The sequence below is a fragment of the Rhizobium sp. R693 genome (assembly GCF_002211315.1).
Classification (GTDB): domain Bacteria; phylum Pseudomonadota; class Alphaproteobacteria; order Rhizobiales; family Rhizobiaceae; genus Rhizobium.
The window spans coordinates 1-22,055 of record NZ_LOKY01000027.1 but is presented as its reverse complement, the minus strand read 5'-3'; the positions used below and the strand labels follow the sequence as shown (position 1 = coordinate 22,055).

Genomic DNA, 22,055 nt, shown 5'->3' with positions numbered 1-22,055 from the left:
ACATGAAACAGCGGTCCGCACATCCACGGTTTAGTACTCGTCCCGGTTGAACGATGCTCGCCCGGGCGTTGTTGAGCATGTCAAAAAGAGCTTGACCAACGCAATGCGATTAGACAACACCATCTAGCCGTTGCTACAACCGTTTCTTAACGCTGTTCTGCCAAGACTTCCGCCAGGATTTGCCTGAAGAGTTTTGCGTGTTTGTGATGGCGGTCATTGAGACGGCGGAAAAGATGCTGCCTGCGGGTCTGCGCCCGGCGGGAAGTCGTATGCTGCGCTCGCTCGCCACCGCTCTGACCGCGCGGGGCGACAAGGCTGCCGCCCAACGCATGGCGTTGACCGCTTTCTCGATCCGCATTGTCAGCGCCGCCCTCGCCTTTCTGTCGCAGATCGTCCTGGCGCGCCTGATGGGCGAATACGAGTATGGGATCTTTGTATTCGTCTGGGTCCTGATCGTCCTCGTCGGCGATCTTTCCTGCCTCGGCTTCCACACCGCCATCGTCCGCTTCCTGCCGCAATACAAGGCGGCCGGCTCTTTTGAGAAGATTCGTGGGCTGACCGGCACCGCTCGCATCTTCGGCTTGCTTTCCGGCACAGCCGCGCTTGGCATCGGCATGATCGCCCTGCAAGTCTTCCGCGACAGGCTCGAGAGCTACTACGTCGTGCCGATCCTCCTGGGACTGGTCGCCATGCCGATGATCGCCCTCGGCGATATTCTGGAGGGCACGTCGCGTGCCAACCACTGGCCGGTCATGGCGCTAAGCCCCGCCTACATCGTGCGGCCTCTTCTCATCATTCTTTTCATGCTGACCGCGATCAGCCTTGGTGCGCAGCATACGGCGGTGACGGCGATGCAGGCCGCGCTCGCCGCCACCTATGTCACCGCCGTCGGACAGTACGTCGCAACTCTTCTGCGATTACGCCGTCACTACAACGAAGGCCCGCGCGAGGTCGATTTTCTCGGCTGGCTCGGGGTCGCCTTCCCAATCTTCCTCATCGAGGGGGTCAGCTTCCTTTTGACCAATTCTGATGTGGTCGTAGTCGGCATCTTCCTCGAACCGCACGACGTCGCGATCTACTTCGCCGCCGCCAAAACGATGGCGCTGGTTCACTTCATCAATTTTTCGGTGAAGGCAGCCTCCGGCCCGCGCTTTTCAAGCCTGATTGCCGAGGGAACACGTCAGCAACTCGCCGTTGCCGCGATCGACGCTGCAAAATGGACGTTTTGGCCTGCACTCGCCATTGGGCTCGCCGTCGTCGCCGCCGGTCACTTTCTCCTCTCGCTGTTTGGCGGTGCTTTCACGGCCGGCTACATCGTGATGGCGATCCTGCTGGCGGGTATTCTCGCCAAGGCCCTGGTCGGCCCGGCGGAAACGCTGCTGATGATGGCGGGCAAACAGAACATGTGTGTTCTGCTCTACGCCGGAGCGCTGGCGGCGAATATCGGCCTCAACCTCCTCCTCATCCCCAGACTGGGCATCGCGGGCGCGGCGATCGCCACTGCTTCGGCCATGGGCGTGGAAGCCATTCTCCTGCATTTTGCCGTCCGGCGCGCGCTTGGCATCGCGCTCTTCGCATTTGCCACGCCTCCCACGGCCAAGACAGACATGGAAGCTTGATAGAATGGCGCGCAATCCTCCAGCTACCGAAACGACCGACGTTACGACGAACCGCATGGTTCACGAGCTTGCGGCTCTGGATCTCGACACGCCGCGGGCGGATGCACGCGTCGAGATCGGTCGCCCAGGGCGCGAGCTCTGCCTATATTCCGGCAGGCTGGGATACGAACTGCAGGAAGAACTCGACTTCCTGTCAAACCGTGCGATGGAACCGAACGTTTTCTTCACGGGACGCTTCCTCGCCCCGGCCATGCCGCGGCTTGACGACAGGCAGGTAAACTTCGCCCTATTGCGAGACCAGAGCGAATCCCACAGCCGCATGCGCTTCCTGATGCCATTCTCGGTGGAAAAACCAGGCTTCGCTGTTGGCCCTTCAATCGTGCGCGTATGGTCGAACAGCTTTGCACCGCTCGGCACACCGCTAATCGATGCCGAAGACGCAGGTGAGACGCTGGACAACCTCTACAATGGCCTGACACATCGCGATCTGCGCTTGCCACCGATTCTGGTGCTGCCGGATATGAGGCTGAACGGCATCTTCGCTCGCATGGCAAGGGCGGTTGCCATCGACCGGAACCTGCCGATCACCATCGCCAATCCCTATCAGCGCGCCATGCTGCAGAGCGACGAGGAAGCAGCCGCCTATCTGCGCGATGCGATTTCTTCATCGCATCTGAAGGAGATGCGCCGGCAATGGCGTCTGCTCGAGGAACTGGGCACGGTGGTCTACAGCGTTGCCCGCCAGCCGCGCGACATCCACGTGCGCTTCGAGGAGTTCCTTGCGCTCGAGGCCGGCGGCTGGAAAGGCAAGAAACGCAGTGCGCTGGTGACGGATCGCTACCACACCGCCTTTGCCCGCGAGGCCGTTTCCAACCTCGCCGCCGTCGACGCCGTGCGTGTTCACACGATCGACCTAAATGGAAAGGCGATCGCCTCGATGGTGGTCTTGATGATGGGCGGAGACGCCTATACGTGGAAGACGGCCTACGACGAAACCTATGCCCGCTATTCGCCAGGCAAGCTGCTGATGGGCGAGTTGACGGAATGGCACCTTGACGACGCCAATATCATACGCTCCGACTCCTGCGCTATTCCAGATCACCCGATGATCAATCGCTTCTGGAAGGAGCGCGAGGAGATGGGGACCATGGTGATCGGGCTCAACCAGAATGGCGACCGCGACGTGCGCCAGGTGGCAGCCCAGCTTCATATGTACAGCAGCACCCGCAACGTTGCGAAAATGCTGCGACAGAAGATCATGTCGCTCGCTCGGCGCGGCAAGTCTCCTCAGTGAGCTCCAGGCACGTCAAACGCCTCAACCGGTGCTGGCCCGCTCCCTCAACAGGCGGCGGATCACCTTGCCCGTCGTCGTGAGCGGCAGTTCCGAAACGAATTCCACCTCGCGTGGATATTCATGCATGGAGAGCCGCATCTTCACCCACTCGCCAATCTCCAAGGCCAGCCGGTCGTCTGGCTCATAGCCCGGAGCCAGTACGACATAGGCCTTGACGATCTCGGTGCGCACAGGATCAGGCTTGCCGATAGCGGCGGCCAGTTGCACGGCCGGATGGCCGCTGAGACAGTCCTCGATTTCAGCAGGTCCGATGCGATAACCTGAAGACGTAATGACATCGTCATCCCGGCCGAAGAAGGTGAGGTAGCCGTCCGCATCCTGGCGCCCGATATCACCGGTCAGCAGCCAATCGCCCGCAAACTTCCGTTCGGTTGCGGCTGCGTCGCTCCAATAGCCGAGAAACATGACGGGATCTGGCCGGCGGATGGCGATCTGCCCGGTTTCACCAACAGGAAGCTCCTCCCCGGCTTCGCTGACGATGGCCACGCGATGCCCGGGCACGGGCCGACCGATCGCACCGGGACGGCTGATACCGATCGCGGCGCTCGACGACAGCACGAAATTGCACTCCGTCTGCCCGTAGAACTCGTTGACGGCAATCCCAAGCGTCCGCTTGGCCCATTCCAGCGTTTCGGCACCAAGCGACTCGCCCGCCGCGCCGATCGTGCGCAGCACGAGGTCGTACTTGGAGCGTGGATCGGGCACCGACTTCAGCAGCCGGAGCGCTGTTGGCGGGATGAAACCGTTGCGCACCTTCATCTCGGCCATGATGCGATAGGCCATGTCGGCATCGAATTTCTGCGCCGGCGACGAGACGACGGGAACGCCGAGCAGCAGGCTTGGCAGCAGCGCATTCAGCAGGCCGCCAGCCCAGGCCCAGTCCGACGGCGTCCAGACCTTGTCGCCCGCCTGCGGGAAGCCCTCATGGGCGAATTGCATCCCCGGTACATGCCCGGCCAGCACCTGATGGCCGTGCAGGGCGCCCTTCGGCGGACCGGTCGTTCCCGACGTGAAGATCATCAATGCCGGATCATGGGGCGCCGTCTTCGCAACCTCGAAGACCGGCGGATGGCCCGCCACCAGCGAGGCAAAGGATCGAGCGCCTTGCCCATCGCCATCGACGCTGATGACCTCGGTCAGATCAGGGAGCCGACCACGGATTTGGCTGACGCGGTCCAGCCCGAATGTGTTGGTGACGACTGCGGAAGCGCCTGCCGTCCGCAGCCGATATTCAAGCGCCTCGACACCGAAGAGCAACGCCAGCGGCAGCGCGATCGCGCCCATCTTGTAGATCGCGACATGGGCGACGACAGTCTCGAAGGACTGAGGCAGAAGCAGCGCGACCCGATCGCCCTTCTTCACCCCCAGCAACACCAAAGCATTGGCGAGCGACGACGAACGGTCCGCCAGCTCGCGATACGTCATCGAGAGGTGGTTGCCGTCAGGACTGAAATGCTCAAGGCAAACACGCTCCGGCGCCCGCTCGGCCCAGTCGTCGCTGACCGCACGGCCAATATTGAAATCCTCCGGAATGTCCCACGCAAAATCGCGGTAAAGGTCTTCATAGCGATCGCGTTGCGGCAGTCTCATCGGCGGGAATCCAGTCAAATGCTGCAGCAGCTAACACCCGTAGCTCCGCTTACGCAAGCGCGAGAGCCGAGGACGGCCCGGATCGGTCACAAAACTTTTGTGTGAGTGGCAGACACTTTCGTGTTTGCCGCGCTAGATCAAAGGGCGCGCTGGGTAGCGACTCGATGTTTGGAGCGATTTCATGGACTACGTCAAATTTGGCGGCACTGGCCTGGAAGTGTCGAAGATCTGCCTTGGCTGCATGACTTTCGGCGAGCCTGGCCGCGGCAACCACAGCTGGACGCTCGGTGAAGAGGACAGCCGTGCACTGATCAAGCGGGCACTGGATCTCGGTATCAATTTTCTCGACACCGCCAATACCTATTCGGATGGCTCCTCGGAGGAGATCGTCGGGCGGGCCATCAAGGATTTTTCAAAGCGCGACGAGATCGTACTCGCAACCAAGGTCTTCAACCGCATGCGGCCCGGCCCGAACGGCGCCGGCCTGTCGCGCAAGGCGATTTTCGACGAGATCGACAACAGCCTGCGTCGCCTCGGCACCGACTATGTCGACCTCTACCAGATCCACCGTTTCGACCAGACGACACCGATCGAGGAAACGCTGGAAGCGCTGCATGACGTCGTGAGGGCAGGCAAGGCGCACTATATCGGCGCGTCTTCCATGTATGCTTGGCAATTCGCCAAGATGCTATACACCTCGCGCGCCAATGGCTGGACGCCATTCGTCAGCATGCAGGATCACCTGAACCTGCTCTACCGGGAGGAAGAACGCGAAATGCTGCCCTTCTGCCAGGATCGGAAGATTGCCGTCATTCCCTGGAGCCCGCTCGCCCGCGGTCGGCTGACGCGCGATTGGGATGAGAAGACGACCCGCAGCGAGACGGACGAATTTGGCAAGACGCTCTACAAGCAGGCGGAAGACGCCGATCGCACTATCATTGGCGTCGTCGGCAAGCTGGCCGAGAAACATGGTGTCTCCCGCGCCCAGATCGCGACGGCCTGGATCCTGCAGAAAAGCGCTGTGACGGCGCCGATCATCGGCGCGTCGAAAGCCAACCACCTGACCGACGCGGTTGCGTCACTCGCCGTCAAGCTGACACCGGACGATGTTGCCGCACTCGAAGAGCCTTACGTCCCCCACCACGTCGAAGGTTTCAAATAACGCGACCATTTGGAGATTCCCGGTCGCTTGCGTGACGCCGACGGCCAGCAACTCCCCTCAAGGATCTTGCCATGACGACCATTCCCTTCGAGGCACGCCGCTTTCAGTCCACGGCCGCCTATTACACGCGCTATCGCGTCCCCTATCCTGATGAACTCATCGAGCGGGTCGCTGAAGGTGCGGGGCTCGCAGCCGGCGAACGTGTGCTTGACCTCGGCTGCGGGCCGGGTCAACTCGGCATCGCTTTTGCGCGACTGGCCGGCGCTGATGTCACGGGGCTCGATCCCGAGCCGGAAATGCTGGAAGCTGCACGTACCGATGCGGCCGCTGCTGGTACTGATGTCACATTCACCAAAGGGTCGTCATACGATCTCGGTCCGCACTTCGCGCCGCTCAAGATGACGGTCATGGGGCGCTCCTTCCATTGGATGGATCGCCCGGCAACGCTGAAGGCTCTCGACGAGATTACCGTTCCCGACGGCTGCGTCGTGCTGTTCGGCGACCGCCACATCTCCTCGACGCCGGACTGGCGACAAGCGGTTAACAAGCTCGCCGAAACCTTCGCCCCGGAGCGCAATGCCGATCGCGAACGGCGGAAGGGGCCGGATTGGGTCGAGCATGAAAGCATCCTGCTTCGCTCGCCTTTCAGCGATCTGGAAAGGATCTCGGTTATCAGGGAACGCAAGCTCAGCCTCGACGATATCGTCGGTCGCGCCTTCTCAACCTCTGTGACATCGCCCCAGGCGCTCGGCGAAAGAGCAATTGCCTTCGAGGCGGACCTTCGCGACACCCTCCTCAAGCTTTCGCCTGAGGGCACCTTCACGGAGGTGGTGGAAATCGGCGGTCTGATCGCTCGTCGAGGCTAACCGTCAGTTCTGTTCGCCAGGGAAAGCACATCGCGCGTCGTATACAGAAAGTTATCGGAGAGCTCGCGACTCTCGACGGCGCGCGCCAGGATCACCGCACCCATCATCGCCGAAAGCGTCGCAAACCCCTTCTCGCGGCGCTCTTCTGGAGTTTCGCCGCGAACGATCTCGGACAGAATATCGACAAGCATCGAAAGCCCGTCATTGAAGGTTTCGCGCACTGCCCCGCGGCTTCGGCTGACCTCCTGGGCAAGCGAGGCAAAGACGCAACTCCCGCCCGGATCATCGACGCTGCAACGCGACAGATAATGATCGAGCAGCGCGTCGAGGGGCCGCCCCGGCGCCGAAGCGATGATCTCGTTCCAACGGATCTTTACCTTCTCGATCAGCGCGCGGCTCACTTCCAGCGCGAGTTCTTCCTTGGATTCGAAATGCCCGTAGAAGCCGCCATGCGTCATTCCGGCGGCCTTCATGATCTCGGCGACGCCGATGCCGTCGAAGCCTTTTTCGCGAAACAGCACGCCTGCGACCTGTAGGATCTTCTCGCGATTTTCGGCAAATTTCTCTCGGCTGACCCGCATTCATTTCTCCGCAATTAGCAGCTTGACAATTTATATGACGTCCATCATCAATACGCAACAATTATGATGACCATCATCTAAAACCTTCCGATAGTCTCCGACAACCTCAAGACGGGACGGCCACATGGTATCGACTGCACTTGCCTCATCGCTGGCGCGACGCAACATCCACTATGGATGGGTGGTCGTCGCGGCAACCTTCCTGACCATGCTGGTGACAGCCGGCGCGATGGGCGCCCCCGGCGTCCTGATCAAGCCGCTTCAGGACGAGTTCGGCTGGGAAACCTCACAGATATCCTCCGCGCTTGCCGTCCGCCTGCTTCTCTTCGGGCTGATGGGACCGTTCTCGGCGGCCTTCATGAATTATTTCGGCGTCCGCAAGGTCATCGTTTTCGCCATGGCCCTGATCGGCAGCGGCTTCATCGGCTCTCTGTTCATGACTAAGCTCTGGCAGTTGCTGCTGCTCTGGGGCGTCGTCGTAGGCTTCGGCACGGGACTGACGGCCATGGTTCTCGCGGCGACCGTTTCGGCCCGCTGGTTCACCAAGCACCGGGGCCTGGTGGTGGGCATGCTGTCGGCGAGCTCAGCCACGGGCCAGCTGGTCTTCCTGCCGCTCATGGCAGAACTGACCGAACGCCACGGATGGCGCGGAACGGTCTTTTTCGTCTGTGGCATGATCATGCTTGCCGCTCTTCTGGTGCTGGCCTTCATGCGCGACCGCCCCTCCGACCTCAATCTGCCGGCCTTCGGTGATGAACACGTCACGCCGCACGTGCCGCCGCAGGGGGGCCTGTTGGCAATGCTGGCAACCCCGATCACGGTTCTCAAGGAAATCTCCGGCACGTCGACCTTCTGGATTCTCTTCGCCACCTTCTTCATCTGCGGCCTCAGTACCAACGGCCTGATCCAGACGCATTTCGTCACCCTCTGCGGCGACTTCGGCATCGTCCCGGTCGCTGCCGCGAGCGTCCTTGCCGTCATGGGCATTTTTGATTTCTTCGGCACGATCGGCTCCGGCTGGCTTTCGGACCGCTTCGACAATCGCTGGCTGCTCTTCTGGTACTATGGCCTGCGTGGCCTCTCTCTGCTCTTCCTGCCCTTCAGCAACTTCAGCTTCTATGGCCTGTCGATCTTCGCCGTCTTCTACGGCCTCGACTGGATCGCCACCGTGCCGCCAACCGTCAAGATCGCCGCCGATCGTTTTGGTCGCGAAAAGGCCGGCCTCGTCTTCGGCTGGGTCTTCGCCGGGCACCAGCTCGGAGCCGCAACAGCGGCCTACGGCGCCGGCTGGTCGCGCACGGAACTGCAGAGCTATCTGCCCGCCTTCTTCATCGCCGGAGCCTTCTGCCTGCTCGCTTCGATCCTCGCGATCACGCTGAAGAAGTCCGGCGTCCATCAGCCCGCCGCCGCCGGCGCGCATTGACACAGTTCCGGCCGCAGGCCGGAAACTCCAATAAATCAAGCCGAGAACTTCGCCCGCCGTCTTGCGCGCGCGGGTGAACGCATGCTAGACAGCCGCCCGTCGGTATCCGTTGCCCCATTGGCGGAATTGGTAGACGCGCTCGACTCAAAATCGAGTTTCGAAAGAAGTGCTGGTTCGACCCCGGCATGGGGCACCAAAAATCTCGAACTCGCCAAATACTTGACTGTGATTTGAACGGCTTTGGCTTCCCATCTGCTGCAGCAAGACATGGGCTCCTTCCGCGCGAGCTCAGCTTGTGCGATAATAAACCACAGTCTGCATTTACTGAAAAATTTTGCGTGAAAGAATGACGGCACGGCGTGCCGGCATGGGGGCGAGGCTGCCCTGAAATTCAGCGCTGCATCCACGCCCAAGCCAACCTTGGCCGCGGTGGCCAAGGTCTCCGAGGGAGGAGAACTCAGATGAAAGCAGCAGCAACTTGCATCGCGGCGCGATGACCGTCGCGACAGCTCTTTTGAGCAGCACGTCGATCGTTCCGGCGCAGGACCAACCCAAGCCCAACATCGTGTTCATCATGGGCGACGACGTCGGTTGGTTCAATATCGGCGCCTACAATCAGGGCATCATGGCTGGCAGGACACCGAACCTGGACCAACTCGCATCGGATGGCATGCGGTTTACCGACTATTACGCTGAAGCGAGCTGCACGGCGGGCCGCGCGAACTTCATCACCGGCGAACTGCCGATCCGCACCGGGCTGACCACGGTCGGCCAGGCGGGCGGCACCCTCGGCATGCCGGACGAGGCGCCGACCATCGCCATCGTGCTTAAATCGATGGGATACGCCACTGGCCAGTTCGGCAAAAACCACCTGGGGGACCTCAACCAGTTCCTCCCCACGGCGCACGGATTTGATGAGTTCTTCGGTTACCTTTATCACCTCGATGCGATGGAAGACCCCTGCCATTCTACCTACCCGCCGGCGGTAAAGACGATAGTGGGTCCCCGGAACATGTTTCATAGCTATGCGACCGACAGAGATGATCCCACCGTACAGCCTCGCTGGGGCAAGATCGGGAAGCAGAGGATCGAGGATGCCGGCGAGCTTTGCCCGGATCGCATGGAGACAGTTGACGACGAGATCCTGGCGAATGCCCTCAAGTTCATCGACAAGGCAAGGCAGGGCGACAAGCCGTTCTTCCTCTGGCTCAATCCCACGCGCATGCACGTGGTCACGCATCTCTCGGAGAAGTATGAGAAGATGCGCACACCCGAGAATGGCTGGTCCCTCGAGGAAGCCGGAATGGCGCAGCTTGACGACGTCGTCGGTTCTGTCATGAAGTACCTGAAGGACAACGGGCTCGAGAACAACACGATCCTTGCCTTCTCCACTGACAACGGCACCGAGAACTTCACTTGGCCCGACGGCGGGCAGACCCCATTCGCCGGTGGGAAAGGCACGGTCCTCGAAGGCGGCTTTCGCGTGCCAGTGATCCTCCGCTGGCCCGGCCATGTGCCGGCGGGCAAGGTGGAAAATTCGATTGTCTCGGGACTGGATTGGTTCCCCACTTTCGTCGCAGCGGCCGGCAATCCGAACATCGTTGGCGAGCTCCAGAAGGGCAAGCAGATCGGTGATCAAACTTACAAGGTGCATCTTGATGGTTATGACCAGACCGACCTGATCACTGGCAAGGGCCCGTCGCAACGGCATGAAGTCTTCTATTTTGCCGAGTCCACCCTAGGTGCGGTGCGCATCGACGACTTCAAGTACCGGCTCACAGATCAGCCGAATGGCTGGTTTGGCGCCACGGTCAAGGTTGACTGGCCAATCCTCGTTAACATCCGCTTGGACCCGTTCGGGCGCACGGGCCTCGGCCAGTCGCTCTTCGCGAAGGACTGGTGGGCTTACGAGTTCTGGCGCTACGTCTTCCTGCAGCAGGAAATGGGGAAGGCAGCCCAGACCTTCCTTGACTTCCCGCCCATGCAAAAAGGCGCAAGCTTCAATCTGGAGGCTTTGAAAGAGGAGTTGGACAAGAAGATGGCCAGTCAAGCGGCACGGTAACAGACGCTCGCGCGCACTAAATCGAGGCGGACGCCCTTGTGGCGGCCGCTCCGGTACCGAGCAACCAGTGACTCCGCCGGCGAAAGCTCCTTTCACTCTCTGCAAGAATAGCGGCGTCCTGCTGCACCCTCAGTGGAAGCTCCCCGCAATGACGATGCCCAGGGAGATAAAGATCACCGCCCCGACAAGCCCCATTAGCTTCCCGGTGGCACCGGCGACTTGAACGCCTGCCGCATCCACCTTGAGCGCCAGATACAGGGGAAAGGCCACGAAGAAGATCGAGATCCACTTCGGACGCATTATGGTCGCGTCGACGGCGAGCATGATTGCGAAGACCAGGAACATGCTGATAGCGAGCATCCAGCCGATCACTCGGGTCCATTCGCTGCTCGCGACGAAGATTGCGCGGATGTGACCACGATAGACGACGGCAAGGATCGCCAGCGTCAGGGCGGAGCATTTGACGATCGATGCCAGAAGCTGCCAGGCGGCCAACAGCTGGATGGGAGCTGCGTGGCTCGCTACTCCCTGCATCTTGCTCACCGTGTCGCCGGCCGCCGCATCCAGATGGGTCAAAGCCCAGTAGACATGCGGCCCAGCGACGACGAGGCCCACCGCGATGGTGACCGCCAGCCGCCAGTTGAGGACCAACCGCCGCATACCGGGTTCGAGCAGGAGCGCGACAACGGTCGCGACGGGGATAATCGCAAAATTGTACTTCGCAAGGAATCCGATGCCGGCCGCTGCTCCGAGAAGCGCGTAATTGCCGGTCGATGCACGCTCGTCCATTCGTGCCAGCACGTATAGGAAGAATGCAACGGCCGCGAAGGCACCGATGCTGTGGGTCAGATCCCGCTGCGCAAGCAGAAAGACGGCAGGTAGGCTCAGCAGACCGAGAACCGCAATCCAGACGCTATCTCGTGCTCCCATCAATTTTCGGGCTGCCAGCCCGAGAAACACGCAGCTCGCCAGCAGCGTGGCATTCTTCAGGAATGCGAGCGTGTCCACCGACACGCCGAAGACCTTGCCAAAACAGTAGAACAGCCAGTTGTAGAGCGGCGGCTGATCGCCGTAGCCCAGTTGCAAGGCATGCGCGAGCCTGATCTGCTCGGCCTCATCGGACCCGAGATCGCCACCGCGAAGCAGCCTGAGGGCAAAGCTTGCCGTGAAGTACGTCGCCAATAATAGGACAGGCAGAAGCGCGTCTAGCCGCGCAGCGCGCGGCGCGGAGACGTATGAACCATCGGTAGTGTCAGTCAATTCGTCCCCACGATCGGCTTGAGCGGATCTTCACCGACCGGAACATGCAATTCTTCTGATGGACTGTATAGCGGCTCACCCACCATTTCAGGCACTTGCCAGCACCGTTCCGAAGAAGTGTGTTGCCTCAACGCAACGCTTACGCAACCGGCATTCGCAGCATTACTGCCTCAATTGGACTCTACCCAGCATTTGGGCGGCCGCAGCAAATCAACTGTTTAATTTCTCGAGCGTTTCGGCCAAACTGCGCCCGCCAAGAGGGAAAGTGCACGCGTGCATCAGGAAGTCTCGCTTATTGCCACAGTTGCCGTCAGTTTCGTCTTTGCGGCGATACTCGGCTATATCGCCAACCGGCTGCGGCTGCCGCCGCTTGTCGGATACTTGCTGGCGGGTATCGCCATGGGGCCCATGACGCCCGGCTTCGTCGCCGATGCTGGGCTCGCCAGTCAATTAGCAGAGATGGGCGTCATCCTGCTGATGTTCGGCGTTGGCTTGCATTTTTCCACCGCCGATCTACTCGCGGTGCGGGGCATCGCCGTGCCCGGTGCAATCGCACGCATCGTTATCGTTACCCTGCTCGGTGTCGTCCTCGTCAAATGGTGGGGCTGGGGGCTTGGCGCGGGGATCGTCTTCGGCCTCAGCCTGTCGGTAGCAAGCACGGTTGTACTGTTGAAAGCCTTGGAGGAGCGGAATCTGCTCAACTCGGCCAGCGGCCGCGTGGCCGTTGGCTGGTTGATCGTCGAAGACCTTGCCACGGTCCTGGCATTGGTGCTTCTGCCCGCCGTCGCCGAATTGCTTGGGGGCCATGCCGCCGGCGGCGGCCTTGCACAAAGCGTCGGGCTGCCGCTTCCAGTGACGATTGCCCTGACGCTTCTGAAGGTCGGCGCGTTTGCGGTCATGGCGGTCTTTCTCGGACCAAAGATCGTTCCCTGGCTCCTGACACTGGTCGCCCGAACCGGTTCACGCGAACTCTTCACCCTGACGGTCCTCGCCATAGCACTTGGCATCGCGTTCGGCTCGGCGAAAATCTTCGGCGTCTCCTTCGCTCTCGGCGCCTTTTTCGCCGGCGTCGTGATGAGTGAATCCAATCTCAGCCATCGGGCGGCTGCCGATTCGCTACCGCTTCAGAACGCCTTCTCGGTGCTGTTCTTCGTATCCGTCGGCATGCTGTTTGATCCTTCGATCCTGGTGCGCCAGCCGATGGCCGTGATCAGCGCGCTGGCGCTGATCATCGTCGGCAAGACCATCATCTCCTTCCTCATCGTCGTCATGCTCCGCTATCCGATTGGAATGGCGCTGACTGTCTCAGGCGGACTGGCACAGATCGGCGAATTCTCGTTCATTCTTGCCAGTCTCGGCATTTCTCTCGGGCTACTGCCGAATGACGGGCAGGATATCATCCTGGCGTCCGCCATTATTTCGATTACCCTCAACCCACTTGTCTGCATGGGTGCCGAAGCGCTGCACACCCAGGTCCACGCCAGATGGCCGGCGCTCAGCAATCACTTCGGTCGCCGCCGGCACGAAGTACTCGGCCGCGAACTTGAGAGGATCCGGGCGGTCAACGAGGCGCGCGAGCGCAAGCACCAGCTCGAGATGCAGGAACTTATCGAAACCTTCCCATTGTTTGCCAACGTAGACGAAGATTCTCAGGAGGAATTGCTGCTCCTCTTCCGGCCGAAATCCGCCTTGCCCGGCGAGCGTGTTGTCCGCAAGGGCGACCGAGGCGATGGCATGTATTTCCTGTCGTCAGGCGCTGTGGAGGTGCAATTGCCCGGTGGACCGATCCGGCTGGAGCCCGGTGCGTTCTTCGGTGAGATGGCGCTGCTCAGCGGCGGGCGCCGCACCGCGGACGTCGTCGCTGTGGATTTCTGCCAGTTCTTTGTGCTGGAAAGGCGCGATTTCAACATGTTCACCGCAAAGCATCCCGTTTTGCGCCATGCCGTCAGCGAAATGGCGCGCGAGCGAACGGAAATGAACGTCATGCGGCAAAGGCACGACCAGCCTTCCAGCGTCGCCTCGTGAGCGCCGCGCTCAGCTTGATCACGAAGATTTTTTTGGTGCGTCACCCTACGAACGACACAGCGACCATTTACAGCCGCACCGACGCCCCATAAAGCTCATGCGCTCGACGCGAAAGGATTGGAATGCTCCGCAGACTCTACGACTGGACCATGTCTCTCGCGGGCCGGAAATCGGCCGAAGTCTGGCTCGCCGTTATCGCCTTCGTCGAAAGTTCCATCTTTCTTGTTCCCGCCGACGTTCTCTACCTGCCGATGGCGCTCGCAAAGCCGGAGCGCGCCTACCGCTACGCGCTGGTCGCGACGGTCGCGTCCGTCCTCGGTGGCATCGCCGGGTGGATGCTCGGCTACTACGCCTATGACGCGATTGCCCGTCCGGTTCTGGAATTCTACGGAAAGCTCGATGCCTTCGAGCAGCTCCGGCTGTATATCCACGACGAGTGGGAAATCCTGCTGTTGCTGCTCGTCACCTCAGGCCTGGCACACCTGCCGCCGATCAAGGTGGTGACGATCCTCGCCGGCGTCATTCACATGAATCTCGGCTTCTTCATTATCTCGGCGATCGTGGCCCGCGGCGCGCGCTTCTTCTTCCTCGCGTGGCTGCTGCGCCGTTACGGCGAGTCGATCCGCCATTTCATCGAAAACCGTCTCGGACAGATAGCGGGCATTGTTGCCGCCGTCGCCATCGCCCTCGGGATTGCCTATAAACTACTTGCCCACTGAGCCATTTGCGCGGAGTCCGTTCATGCCTGCCTCGTTTTCCCTTGCTCGCCCGGTCGTCGGTTATTCGCTGGTGCTCGCCCTCGGCATGGCGGTGGTGGTCGGCACCGCACTCGGCTTCCAGTATCTTGGCGGCTACATCCCCTGCGCGCTCTGCCTGCTGCAGCGCCAGCCCTATTACTATGGCATTCCGATCGCGATCCTCGGCGCGGTTGCTTCCGCAGTCGGCCTTCCCAACTGGATAGGCCGTGCATTTCTGCTCGCCGCCGGCATCCTGATGGTCGTTGGCGCCGGCATGGGCGTCTATCATGCCGGTGTCGAGTGGCATTTCTGGGAAGGGCCAGCCACCTGCTCCACAACAGCTGGCAGCATGACGCAAAATGCCGGCGACCTGCTGAGCGAATTGAACAGCATCAAGGGGCCGTCCTGCACCGACGCAGCGCTGCGTGTCCTCGGCCTGTCCTTCGCCGGCTGGAACGTCATCACAAGCCTCGTCCTCGCAGCCTTCGCCTTTATCGGCGTCCGAAAGACGGCCTGAGCCTGACGGATGGCGGCCCGATCAAGGCTGCAGTTCGCTATCCCAGTAAAGATAGTCGAGCCAGCTGTCGTGCAGGTAGTTCGGCGGGAAAAGCCGACCATTATTGTGCAGGTCCTGCACCGTCGGCTGGTAGGGCTTCTGATTCGGGAACATGCCAGCCTGCTTGGGCAGCTTGCTGCCCTTTCTGAGATTGCAGGGAGAGCAGGCCGCAACGACGTTTTCCCATGTCGTCTCGCCGCCATGCGCGCGCGGAATGACATGGTCGAAGGTCAGATCGTCATGCTCGCCGCAATACTGGCATTCGAACTTGTCACGCAGGAACACGTTGAAGCGGGTAAAAGCCGGATTGCGGGAAGGCTGGACGTATGTCTTGAGGCAGACGACACTTGGAAGCCGCATCGAGAAGCTCGGTGAAGACACCGAATGTTCGTATTCAGCAATGATATTCACACGGTCGAGAAACACCGCCTTGATCGCGTCCTGCCAGGACCACAGCGACAAGGGGTAGTAACTCAAGGGCCTATAGTCAGCGTTCAGGACGAGCGCTGGCAGGGCCTGTGGGGAGACTGCAATCGTCAAGGGACTCTCCTGATCGATTCGGCATCTGCACCCTTATATTAGGCCGGTTGTGACGGCATTGTGAAGTCTAATAAATTCAGGCATCAATCCTGTTATTCACGGTACCGCTGCCTAGTCGATCGGCAGCACGCGACGTCCGAGCCTGACAGCGTAATAAGCCCAGAAAAGCCTGGCCGCGACGGATCGCCACGGCGACCACGCGCCGGCCAAGGACGCCAGTTCGCGCGCTTGCGGGCGAGCAGCGAGACCGAATGCCGCAGCCACCGCATTTTGCAGGGCAACGTCACCGGAGGGAAAGACGTCTGCGTGGCCACCACAGAACATCAGATAAACCTCGGCTGTCCAGGGACCGATACCCTTGAGCGCCGTAAGTTCAGCCAGCGCCTCCTCAGGTGGCAAGGCGGAGAGCGCGAGAAGATCGAGGCGACCTGAGGCAACAGCTTCGGCAATTCGCAAGAGCGTGTCCGCCTTGGCACGCGACAGGCCAAATTCTCGCCAAGCTTCGGGACGGAGGAGCACATAATTCTCCGCCGTCAGCACGCCTTCGGCTGGCTGCATCCGCCGCCAGATCGCTTCGGCGCTGGCGCGCGACACCATTTGCGAGACGATAATGTGGGCAAGCCCCTCGAAACCCGGTTCACGCAACCGCAAGGGAAGCGGTCCGGTCTCCGCTGCAATGGCAGCAAGCCGCGGGTCTAGCCGAAGCAGGTTCTCCAACCCCTCCATCACATCATCATCGCTGCGAATGATCAACACGCTTCCTCGCGATCCCACCGAATCCATGGCAGAAGAAAGCATGACCGCGATTCCTCGTCAAAAGCCTGTCTTTCGTTTTGCGCCCAGCCCCAATGGCCCGCTCCACCTTGGCCACGCGCTCTCGGCCCTTCTAAACGGGGACATGGCGGCATCGGCGGAAGGACGCTTTCTGCTGCGCATCGAAGACATCGACCTGACACGCTGTACACCCGAATTCGAGGCTGGCATCTATGCCGACCTCGAATGGCTGGCCATAAACTGGGAATGGCCCGTGCGGCGGCAGTCGGAGCATTTCGCGGAATACCAGGCAGCCCTTGAGCGGTTGACCGACCTCGGCCTCGCCTATCCCGCGTTCATGACGCGAGGCGAGACAAAAACACGGGTTGTCGCCGCCGAAGCAAATGGCACCCCCTGGCCGCGAGACCCCGACGGCTCGCCGCTCTATCCTCCAGACGATCGCGAGCGCGCTGAATTCGACCGGCAGCAGCTGCTTGCATCGGGCGTAAAGCACGCATGGCGGCTCGACATGGGCAAGGCCTTGGAGGCAGTGGGCGCCACCCTTTCTTGGGAGGAAACCGGCGACGGCAATCGTGGCCTGATCGCTGCAAATCCCGGTGCCTGGGGAGATGTCATCCTGTCGCGGTCGGATGCACCGTCAAGCTACCATCTTTCGGTCGTCCTCGATGACGCCCTGCAGGAGGTTACCCACGTGGTTCGCGGGCTCGATCTCTTTCATTCGACGTCGGTGCATCGATTGCTGCAGACATTGCTCGGGCTGCCAGCACCGATCTATCACCACCATCGGCTGATCACCGATGAGGACGGTCGAAAACTCTCCAAGAGCCAAAGCGACACCGGGCTCGCCGAACTCCGCGGGCGCGGGCTTTCACCGGCCGATATCCGCCGCCTTGTGGGGCTTTGACGTCTTGCTCTGCCCCCTGCCCAGGAAATTGTTCTTGAAGATCGCGCGTACGCGAAACTTCAGGAGGGCCGCATTGATCTCAGCGCCAATGATGAAGATCACGCCGACCATATAGAGAAAAATCAGAACGATCATCACCGACGCCAGACCCGCATAGGTCGCCGTGTAGTTGGCGAATGTCGCCAGGTAATAGGCGAAGATCAGGGCTCCCGCCAACCAAAGCAGCAGCGTCACCAGCACGCCTGGCACAACGTCGAACACACGGCGCCGCCCGGCCGGCAGCCACAGGTGAACGACGAAGAGGCCGACGGTCAGCATGAACAGCGTTCCGTAGACGCGCCAGCTGAAGACGACTTCGAGCGTATCGGCGAAAAGCGGGAACCACTGGCGCGCATAGTCGAGGGCAAGCGGCACGGCCACAAGCAGGATGCTGACGGCGGCAAAAATAATTACGGCGATGATGACGTAACCAAGGCTTGCAAGACGGGTGATGTACCATGGCCGCGTTTCCTGAACACGGTAGGCGCGGTTCAGCGATATCCGCAACGCCTCGACCCCGTTCGAGGCAAAGTATGCCGCCGCCAGAACAGACACGGTTAGCAGACCGCCGCGCGGCACCGTCAGGACCTGGATCACCTGGTCGACCAACGGCTTGGCGATCGCCTCCGGCCACGTATCAAAGATCAGATGGATTGCCCGATCCGAGAACTGGTCGGCGCCCAGAAAGGTTGCAAGCGTGGTCCCGAAGATGAGAAACGGAAAGACAGCCAGAAGCGTAGACAATGCGACATGGCTCGCCATCGCGAAGCCGTCGTCTTCAATAAGGTGGCAGATAGCATCGTAGACCACATCATAGAAGATGCGCATTATCTTCGGCATTCCGTCTCCCGGCTTTGGTCGTTGTGTCGCCCGTTCGAATATGGGAAACCACTCCCATTTTGTACAGGAATCATTCCATGTCGGATCAGCGCACAATCATCGTGACAGGGTGTTCTTCCGGGATCGGCGCGCATTGCGCCCGGGCGCTGAAAGCCGACGGCTGGCGAGTCTTTGCCACGGTGCGCAAATTCGATGATTTGGCACCGCTCGAAGCGGACGGCATCGAAGTCTTCCGCATGGACTACACCCGCCCCGATACAATCTCTGACTTCGTGCGAGATGTGACCGCACTGACAGACGGACGCATCGATGCGCTCTTCAACAACGGCGCCTACGGGCAACCCGGCGCGGTCGAGGACCTTCCGACCGAGGCCCTGCGCGCTCAGTTCGAAACGAACGTCTTCGGCTGGCACGAGCTGACGCGCCAGGTAGTGCTGCTGATGCGCAAGCGCGGCCGAGGCCGGATCGTCCAGTGTTCATCGATCCTCGGCGTCGTGCCGTATCGTTTCCGCGGCGCCTATACCGCCTCCAAATTCGCTCTCGAAGGTCTGAGCATCAGCCTTCGCATGGAGCTTCAGGGTAGTGGCATCCACGTAAGCCTGATCGAACCGGGTCCGATCACCTCCCGCTTCACCGCAAACGCGCTCGCAAAGCTCAACGAAAATATCGACGTGAAAAACTCGGTGCATGCGGCAGATTACCGCCGTCAGCTTGCACGGCTTGACGGATCGGGCCGTCCCAATCGACATAAGCTCGGTCCGGACGCGGTCTACGCCGTGCTGAAGCACGCATTGAACTCGAACAATCCGAAACCACATTACCCCGTAACCACGCCGGCAAAGCAGGGCATGGTACTGAAAAGGCTACTGCCCGCAGACCTTTTCTACCGCCTGATGCGCTGGGTGGACTAATCAGGAAAGCCAAAGCCAGCATGTCCACGGTCACCTACATCCTCGCGATCATCGTCATGGGCATCGTCGCCCTGGTACTGATTCGCGGTCTCTTCAACATGATGAAGGGCGGCAACCCGAACCTTTCCAACAAGCTGATGCAGCTGCGTGTGCTGCTGCAGGCGATCGCCGTGCTCCTGATCATGCTGACGCTCTGGCTGACTGGCGGCGGCCGCCCTAGCTAAGACGGGAAAAGAGAGGGGGCAGGTATGGTAAGGCTCAACAAGATCTACACGAAGACCGGCGACGACGGCACAACCGCACTCGTTTCCGGGCCACGTCGGCTGAAATACGATCTGCGCGTCGAGGCCTACGGCACGATCGACGAGGCCAACTCCGCGATCGGCGTCGCACGGCTTCATATGCAGGGCATGCCCGTCCTTGAGAGGATGCTGACGCTCATCCAGAACGACCTCTTCGACCTCGGTGCTGATCTTGCGACGCCTGACGACGGCAAGCCGCCGGCACACGAACCGCTGCGCATCGTCGATAGCCAGGTCGCACGGATCGAGAGCGACATTGACGAGTTGAACGCCGATCTTCAGCCCCTGAAGTCCTTCGTGCTGCCGGGCGGGCACTCGGCGGCTGCTCACCTTCATCTCGCCCGCACGATCGCACGCCGCGCCGAGCGACTGATGGTCGAGCTTGCCCGGGCAGATGGTGAGGTCGTCAGCGACGCCGCATTGAAATATGTCAATCGGGTTTCGGACTTCCTTTTCGTCGCCGCCCGTCACGCCAATGACCGCGGCCATGCCGATGTGCTTTGGGTTCCCGGAAAAAACAGGTAGGTTCCTCCGCAACCATGTGACGCGAACGCCGGGGGCAGGCTTCATGTTCATACCGCTGCACGACGCCAATACGCTGAAGCATATCAAGGTCCAATGGGTCACCATGGGGCTGATTGCGGTGGATCTCGCGGTTTGGCTATTCACCGGGGTTGTCGCCAGCCAATCCGTGTCGCAGGCGACGATTGTCGGCCTGGGTTACATTCCCGCGGTTGCCTTTCACCACGCGAGACTGGAACCGGCGCTGGCCTTCATCCCGGAACCGCTAACCTACATCACCTACTCCTTCGTGCATTCCGGTTTCTGGCATCTTGCTCCCAACATGCTCTTCCTTTGGGTCTTCGGCGACAATGTCGAGGACGCGATGGGGCACCTCCGCTTTCTTATCTTCTATTTGCTCTGCGCGGCGGCCGGCGCTCTCGTCCATGGCCTCGTGGGGACGACATCGGAGGCACCGCTTGTAGGCGCCTCCGGCGCGATCTCAGGCGTGGTGACGGCCTACGTCGTCTTGCATCCTCGCGTAAAGGTCTGGGTGCTGGTGCTGATGCGCGTGCCACTGCCGCTGCCGGCCTTCGTCCCGCTCCTTCTCTGGATTGGCCAGCAATTCGTGATGCTGGTCCTGGAGCCCGATGGCAGCATCTCCTGGGGCGCCCATGTCGGCGGCATCGTCGCCGGCGGCCTGTTGGTCCTTCTCATGCGCCGCCGTGGCGTCCCCTTGTTCGATCGGGAAGTCGTCACCCCGAGAGCTGTCAGACACCGCCCCACAGCCAACCCGGCGATGGTCGCGGCACCCGGCCAGCGGTTACGCTCGCGCCCTCCCTGGAACAGGCAGCAATGACAATATTGACGTGAACGTAAACGTCATATATTGACGAGCTCAATTTGCCTGTCTGCGTCATGGAAGCGTTGTGTTTGGAGGAAAAACGCGTATCCATGTCGCCATTCGACAATCGGAGCAGCGCCGAAACGCGCATTTTCTTGGCGAAAAGAGTTGAAGGAAGGACCCCATGAAAATTCTCGTCCCCGTGAAGCGGGTGGTTGACTACAACGTGAAGATCCGCGTGCGTCCGGATGGCACGGGTGTGGAACTTGCCAATGTGAAGATGTCGATGAACCCGTTCGACGAGATCTCGGTCGAGGAGGCGCTCAGGCTGAAGGAAGCCGGCAAGGCCGAGGAGGTGATCATCGTCTCGATCGGTCCGGCCAAGGCCGAGGAGACGCTGCGCACCGCGCTCGCCATGGGCGCTGACCGCGCCATCCTCGTCGAGACCGATGATGCCGTCGAGCCGCTCGCCGTGGCGAAGATCCTGAAGGGCGTCGTCGACGCCGAACAGCCGGGTCTGATCATCGTCGGCAAGCAGGCGATCGACGACGATTCGAACCAGACCGGCCAGATGCTGGCCGCCCTCCTCGGCACCGCCCAGGCGACCTTCGCCTCGAAGATCGAGATCGGTGACGGCAAAGCCCAGGTGACGCGCGAAGTCGATGGCGGCCTGCAGACGATCGAGATCAAGCTGCCCGCCGTCGTCACCTCGGACCTGCGCCTCAACGAGCCGCGCTATGCCTCGCTACCGAACATCATGAAGGCGAAGAAGAAGCCGCTCGACAAGAAGAGCCCGGCCGATTTTTCCGTCTCCACCACGCCGCGCCTGAAGGTCTTGAAGACCGAGGAACCATCCGGCCGCAAGGCCGGCGTCAAGGTCAAGTCGGTCGCCGAGCTCATCGACAAGCTGAAGAACGAAGCCGGCGTGCTGTAATTGGGTTGGAACAGGAGCATCTATCATGACCATTCTTCTTCTGGCCGACCATGACGGCCATCACCTTTCCGACCAGACCGCCAAGGCGCTGACGGCAGCAAGCCAGATCGGCGGTGACGTCACCATCCTGGTCACCGGCGCCGGCGCCAGGGCTGCGGCCGATCAGGCCGCCAGGCTGTCGGGCGTGTCCAGGGTACTGGTTGCCGAGGATGCAAGCCTCGCCCACAATCT

At 61.0% G+C, this 22,055-nt stretch carries 21 protein-coding genes, 1 tRNA gene and 1 pseudogene; 17 read left to right on the top strand and 6 right to left on the bottom strand.

Annotation, left to right across the window (positions count from 1 at the left end):
- Positions 1-206 precede the first annotated feature (206 nt).
- Both ATY79_RS20285 and ATY79_RS20280 read left to right on the top strand, forming a co-directional pair.
- Entirely contained in the window at positions 207-1,619 is a 1,413-nt protein-coding gene (locus tag ATY79_RS20285) for a lipopolysaccharide biosynthesis protein (RefSeq protein ID WP_088704710.1), read from the top strand.
- 4 nt (positions 1,620-1,623) lie between these two features.
- Positions 1,624-2,913: a GNAT family N-acetyltransferase gene (locus ATY79_RS20280; protein ID WP_088704709.1), complete on the top strand. Its 1,290-nt coding sequence runs from the start codon at positions 1,624-1,626 to the stop codon at positions 2,911-2,913.
- Positions 2,914-2,934: 21 nt separating this feature from the next.
- Here ATY79_RS20280 and ATY79_RS20275 read toward each other — a convergent pair whose 3' ends face one another.
- Positions 2,935-4,563 carry an AMP-binding protein gene (locus tag ATY79_RS20275; protein WP_088704708.1) on the bottom strand — a complete coding sequence of 543 codons (1,629 nt, stop codon included), beginning with the start codon at positions 4,561-4,563 and terminating at the stop codon, positions 2,935-2,937.
- 181 nt (positions 4,564-4,744) lie between these two features.
- On the opposite strand from ATY79_RS20275, the gene ATY79_RS20270 reads away from it, so the two are divergent.
- Both ATY79_RS20270 and ATY79_RS20265 read left to right on the top strand, forming a co-directional pair.
- Positions 4,745-5,725 carry an aldo/keto reductase gene (locus ATY79_RS20270; RefSeq protein WP_088704707.1) on the top strand — a complete coding sequence of 327 codons (981 nt, stop codon included), beginning with the start codon at positions 4,745-4,747 and terminating at the stop codon, positions 5,723-5,725.
- A 71-nt stretch (positions 5,726-5,796) separates the two neighbouring features.
- Positions 5,797-6,591: a class I SAM-dependent methyltransferase gene (locus tag ATY79_RS20265; RefSeq protein WP_088693473.1), complete on the top strand. Its 795-nt coding sequence runs from the start codon at positions 5,797-5,799 to the stop codon at positions 6,589-6,591.
- Here the strand turns inward: ATY79_RS20265 and ATY79_RS20260 are convergent.
- Positions 6,588-7,172 carry a TetR/AcrR family transcriptional regulator gene (locus tag ATY79_RS20260; RefSeq protein ID WP_088693472.1) on the bottom strand — a complete coding sequence of 195 codons (585 nt, stop codon included), beginning with the start codon at positions 7,170-7,172 and terminating at the stop codon, positions 6,588-6,590. The two genes, ATY79_RS20265 and ATY79_RS20260, sit on opposite strands and share 4 nt — an antisense overlap.
- 124 nt (positions 7,173-7,296) lie before the next feature.
- Here ATY79_RS20260 and ATY79_RS20255 point away from each other — a divergent pair, with 124 nt between their 5' ends.
- The 3 genes from ATY79_RS20255 (at position 7,297) to ATY79_RS20245 (ending at position 10,657) form a co-directional block, all read left to right on the top strand.
- Complete coding sequence (locus ATY79_RS20255; protein ID WP_088693471.1) at positions 7,297-8,595, top strand: MFS transporter; 1,299 nt, start codon at positions 7,297-7,299, stop codon at positions 8,593-8,595.
- A 111-nt stretch (positions 8,596-8,706) separates the two neighbouring features.
- Positions 8,707-8,791 (top strand) — tRNA-Leu (locus tag ATY79_RS20250).
- A gap of 297 nt (positions 8,792-9,088) precedes the next feature.
- A complete protein-coding gene (locus ATY79_RS20245; protein ID WP_088704711.1) occupies positions 9,089-10,657 on the top strand; it encodes an arylsulfatase in 1,569 nt (522 codons plus the stop codon).
- 129 nt (positions 10,658-10,786) lie between these two features.
- On the opposite strand, the gene ATY79_RS20240 is transcribed toward ATY79_RS20245, so the two are convergent.
- The gene (locus tag ATY79_RS20240) at positions 10,787-11,917 is read right to left on the bottom strand and encodes a glycosyltransferase family 39 protein (RefSeq protein ID WP_088693470.1); all 1,131 of its coding nucleotides are present in this window, start codon (positions 11,915-11,917) and stop codon (positions 10,787-10,789) included.
- A 273-nt stretch (positions 11,918-12,190) separates the two neighbouring features.
- Here ATY79_RS20240 and ATY79_RS20235 point away from each other — a divergent pair, with 273 nt between their 5' ends.
- The 3 genes from ATY79_RS20235 to ATY79_RS20225 all read left to right on the top strand — a co-directional run bounded on the left by ATY79_RS20235 (position 12,191) and on the right by ATY79_RS20225 (position 15,196).
- Positions 12,191-13,942, top strand: a complete 1,752-nt coding sequence (locus ATY79_RS20235; RefSeq protein ID WP_088693469.1) for a cation:proton antiporter — start codon at positions 12,191-12,193, stop codon at positions 13,940-13,942.
- Between the two features lie 122 nt (positions 13,943-14,064).
- The gene (locus tag ATY79_RS20230) at positions 14,065-14,661 is read left to right on the top strand and encodes a YqaA family protein (RefSeq protein ID WP_088693468.1); all 597 of its coding nucleotides are present in this window, start codon (positions 14,065-14,067) and stop codon (positions 14,659-14,661) included.
- Between the two features lie 22 nt (positions 14,662-14,683).
- Positions 14,684-15,196, top strand: a complete 513-nt coding sequence (locus tag ATY79_RS20225) for a disulfide bond formation protein B (RefSeq protein ID WP_088693467.1) — start codon at positions 14,684-14,686, stop codon at positions 15,194-15,196.
- A gap of 21 nt (positions 15,197-15,217) precedes the next feature.
- Here the strand turns inward: ATY79_RS20225 and ATY79_RS20220 are convergent, their stop codons facing one another.
- Together ATY79_RS20220 and ATY79_RS20215 are read right to left on the bottom strand one after the other, a co-directional pair.
- Complete coding sequence (locus tag ATY79_RS20220) at positions 15,218-15,775, bottom strand: HNH endonuclease (protein ID WP_007527985.1); 558 nt, start codon at positions 15,773-15,775, stop codon at positions 15,218-15,220.
- Between the two features lie 111 nt (positions 15,776-15,886).
- Complete coding sequence (locus tag ATY79_RS20215) at positions 15,887-16,573, bottom strand: DNA-3-methyladenine glycosylase (protein WP_088693466.1); 687 nt, start codon at positions 16,571-16,573, stop codon at positions 15,887-15,889.
- Between ATY79_RS20215 and gluQRS the strand changes: the two genes are divergently transcribed.
- The gene (gluQRS, locus tag ATY79_RS20210) at positions 16,572-17,453 is read left to right on the top strand and encodes a tRNA glutamyl-Q(34) synthetase GluQRS (RefSeq protein ID WP_088693465.1); all 882 of its coding nucleotides are present in this window, start codon (positions 16,572-16,574) and stop codon (positions 17,451-17,453) included. The two genes, ATY79_RS20215 and gluQRS, sit on opposite strands and share 2 nt — an antisense overlap.
- On the opposite strand, the gene ATY79_RS20205 is transcribed toward gluQRS, so the two are convergent.
- Complete coding sequence (locus ATY79_RS20205; RefSeq protein WP_088693464.1) at positions 17,418-18,332, bottom strand: YihY/virulence factor BrkB family protein; 915 nt, start codon at positions 18,330-18,332, stop codon at positions 17,418-17,420. The two genes, gluQRS and ATY79_RS20205, sit on opposite strands and share 36 nt — an antisense overlap.
- Positions 18,333-18,409: 77 nt before the next feature.
- On the opposite strand from ATY79_RS20205, the gene ATY79_RS20200 reads away from it, so the two are divergent.
- The 6 genes and pseudogenes from ATY79_RS20200 to ATY79_RS20170 all read left to right on the top strand — a co-directional run.
- Positions 18,410-19,243 (top strand): SDR family oxidoreductase, encoded by an 834-nt coding sequence (locus tag ATY79_RS20200; protein ID WP_088693463.1) that lies wholly within the window; start codon positions 18,410-18,412, stop codon positions 19,241-19,243.
- A gap of 20 nt (positions 19,244-19,263) precedes the next feature.
- On the top strand, positions 19,264-19,467 hold the full coding sequence (locus ATY79_RS20195; protein ID WP_007790735.1) for a twin transmembrane helix small protein: 204 nt from the start codon (positions 19,264-19,266) through the stop codon (positions 19,465-19,467).
- A gap of 24 nt (positions 19,468-19,491) precedes the next feature.
- A complete protein-coding gene (locus tag ATY79_RS20190) occupies positions 19,492-20,070 on the top strand; it encodes a cob(I)yrinic acid a,c-diamide adenosyltransferase (RefSeq protein WP_088693462.1) in 579 nt (192 codons plus the stop codon).
- Positions 20,071-20,113: 43 nt separating this feature from the next.
- Positions 20,114-20,905 carry a rhomboid family intramembrane serine protease gene (locus ATY79_RS20185; RefSeq protein WP_088693461.1) on the top strand — a complete coding sequence of 264 codons (792 nt, stop codon included), beginning with the start codon at positions 20,114-20,116 and terminating at the stop codon, positions 20,903-20,905.
- A gap of 169 nt (positions 20,906-21,074) precedes the next feature.
- Positions 21,075-21,824, top strand: coding sequence for an electron transfer flavoprotein subunit beta/FixA family protein (locus ATY79_RS20175; protein ID WP_088693459.1), 750 nt, complete (start codon positions 21,075-21,077; stop codon positions 21,822-21,824).
- A 25-nt stretch (positions 21,825-21,849) separates the two neighbouring features.
- Positions 21,850-22,055, top strand: a pseudogene (locus ATY79_RS20170) (electron transfer flavoprotein subunit alpha/FixB family protein); the annotation flags it as partial.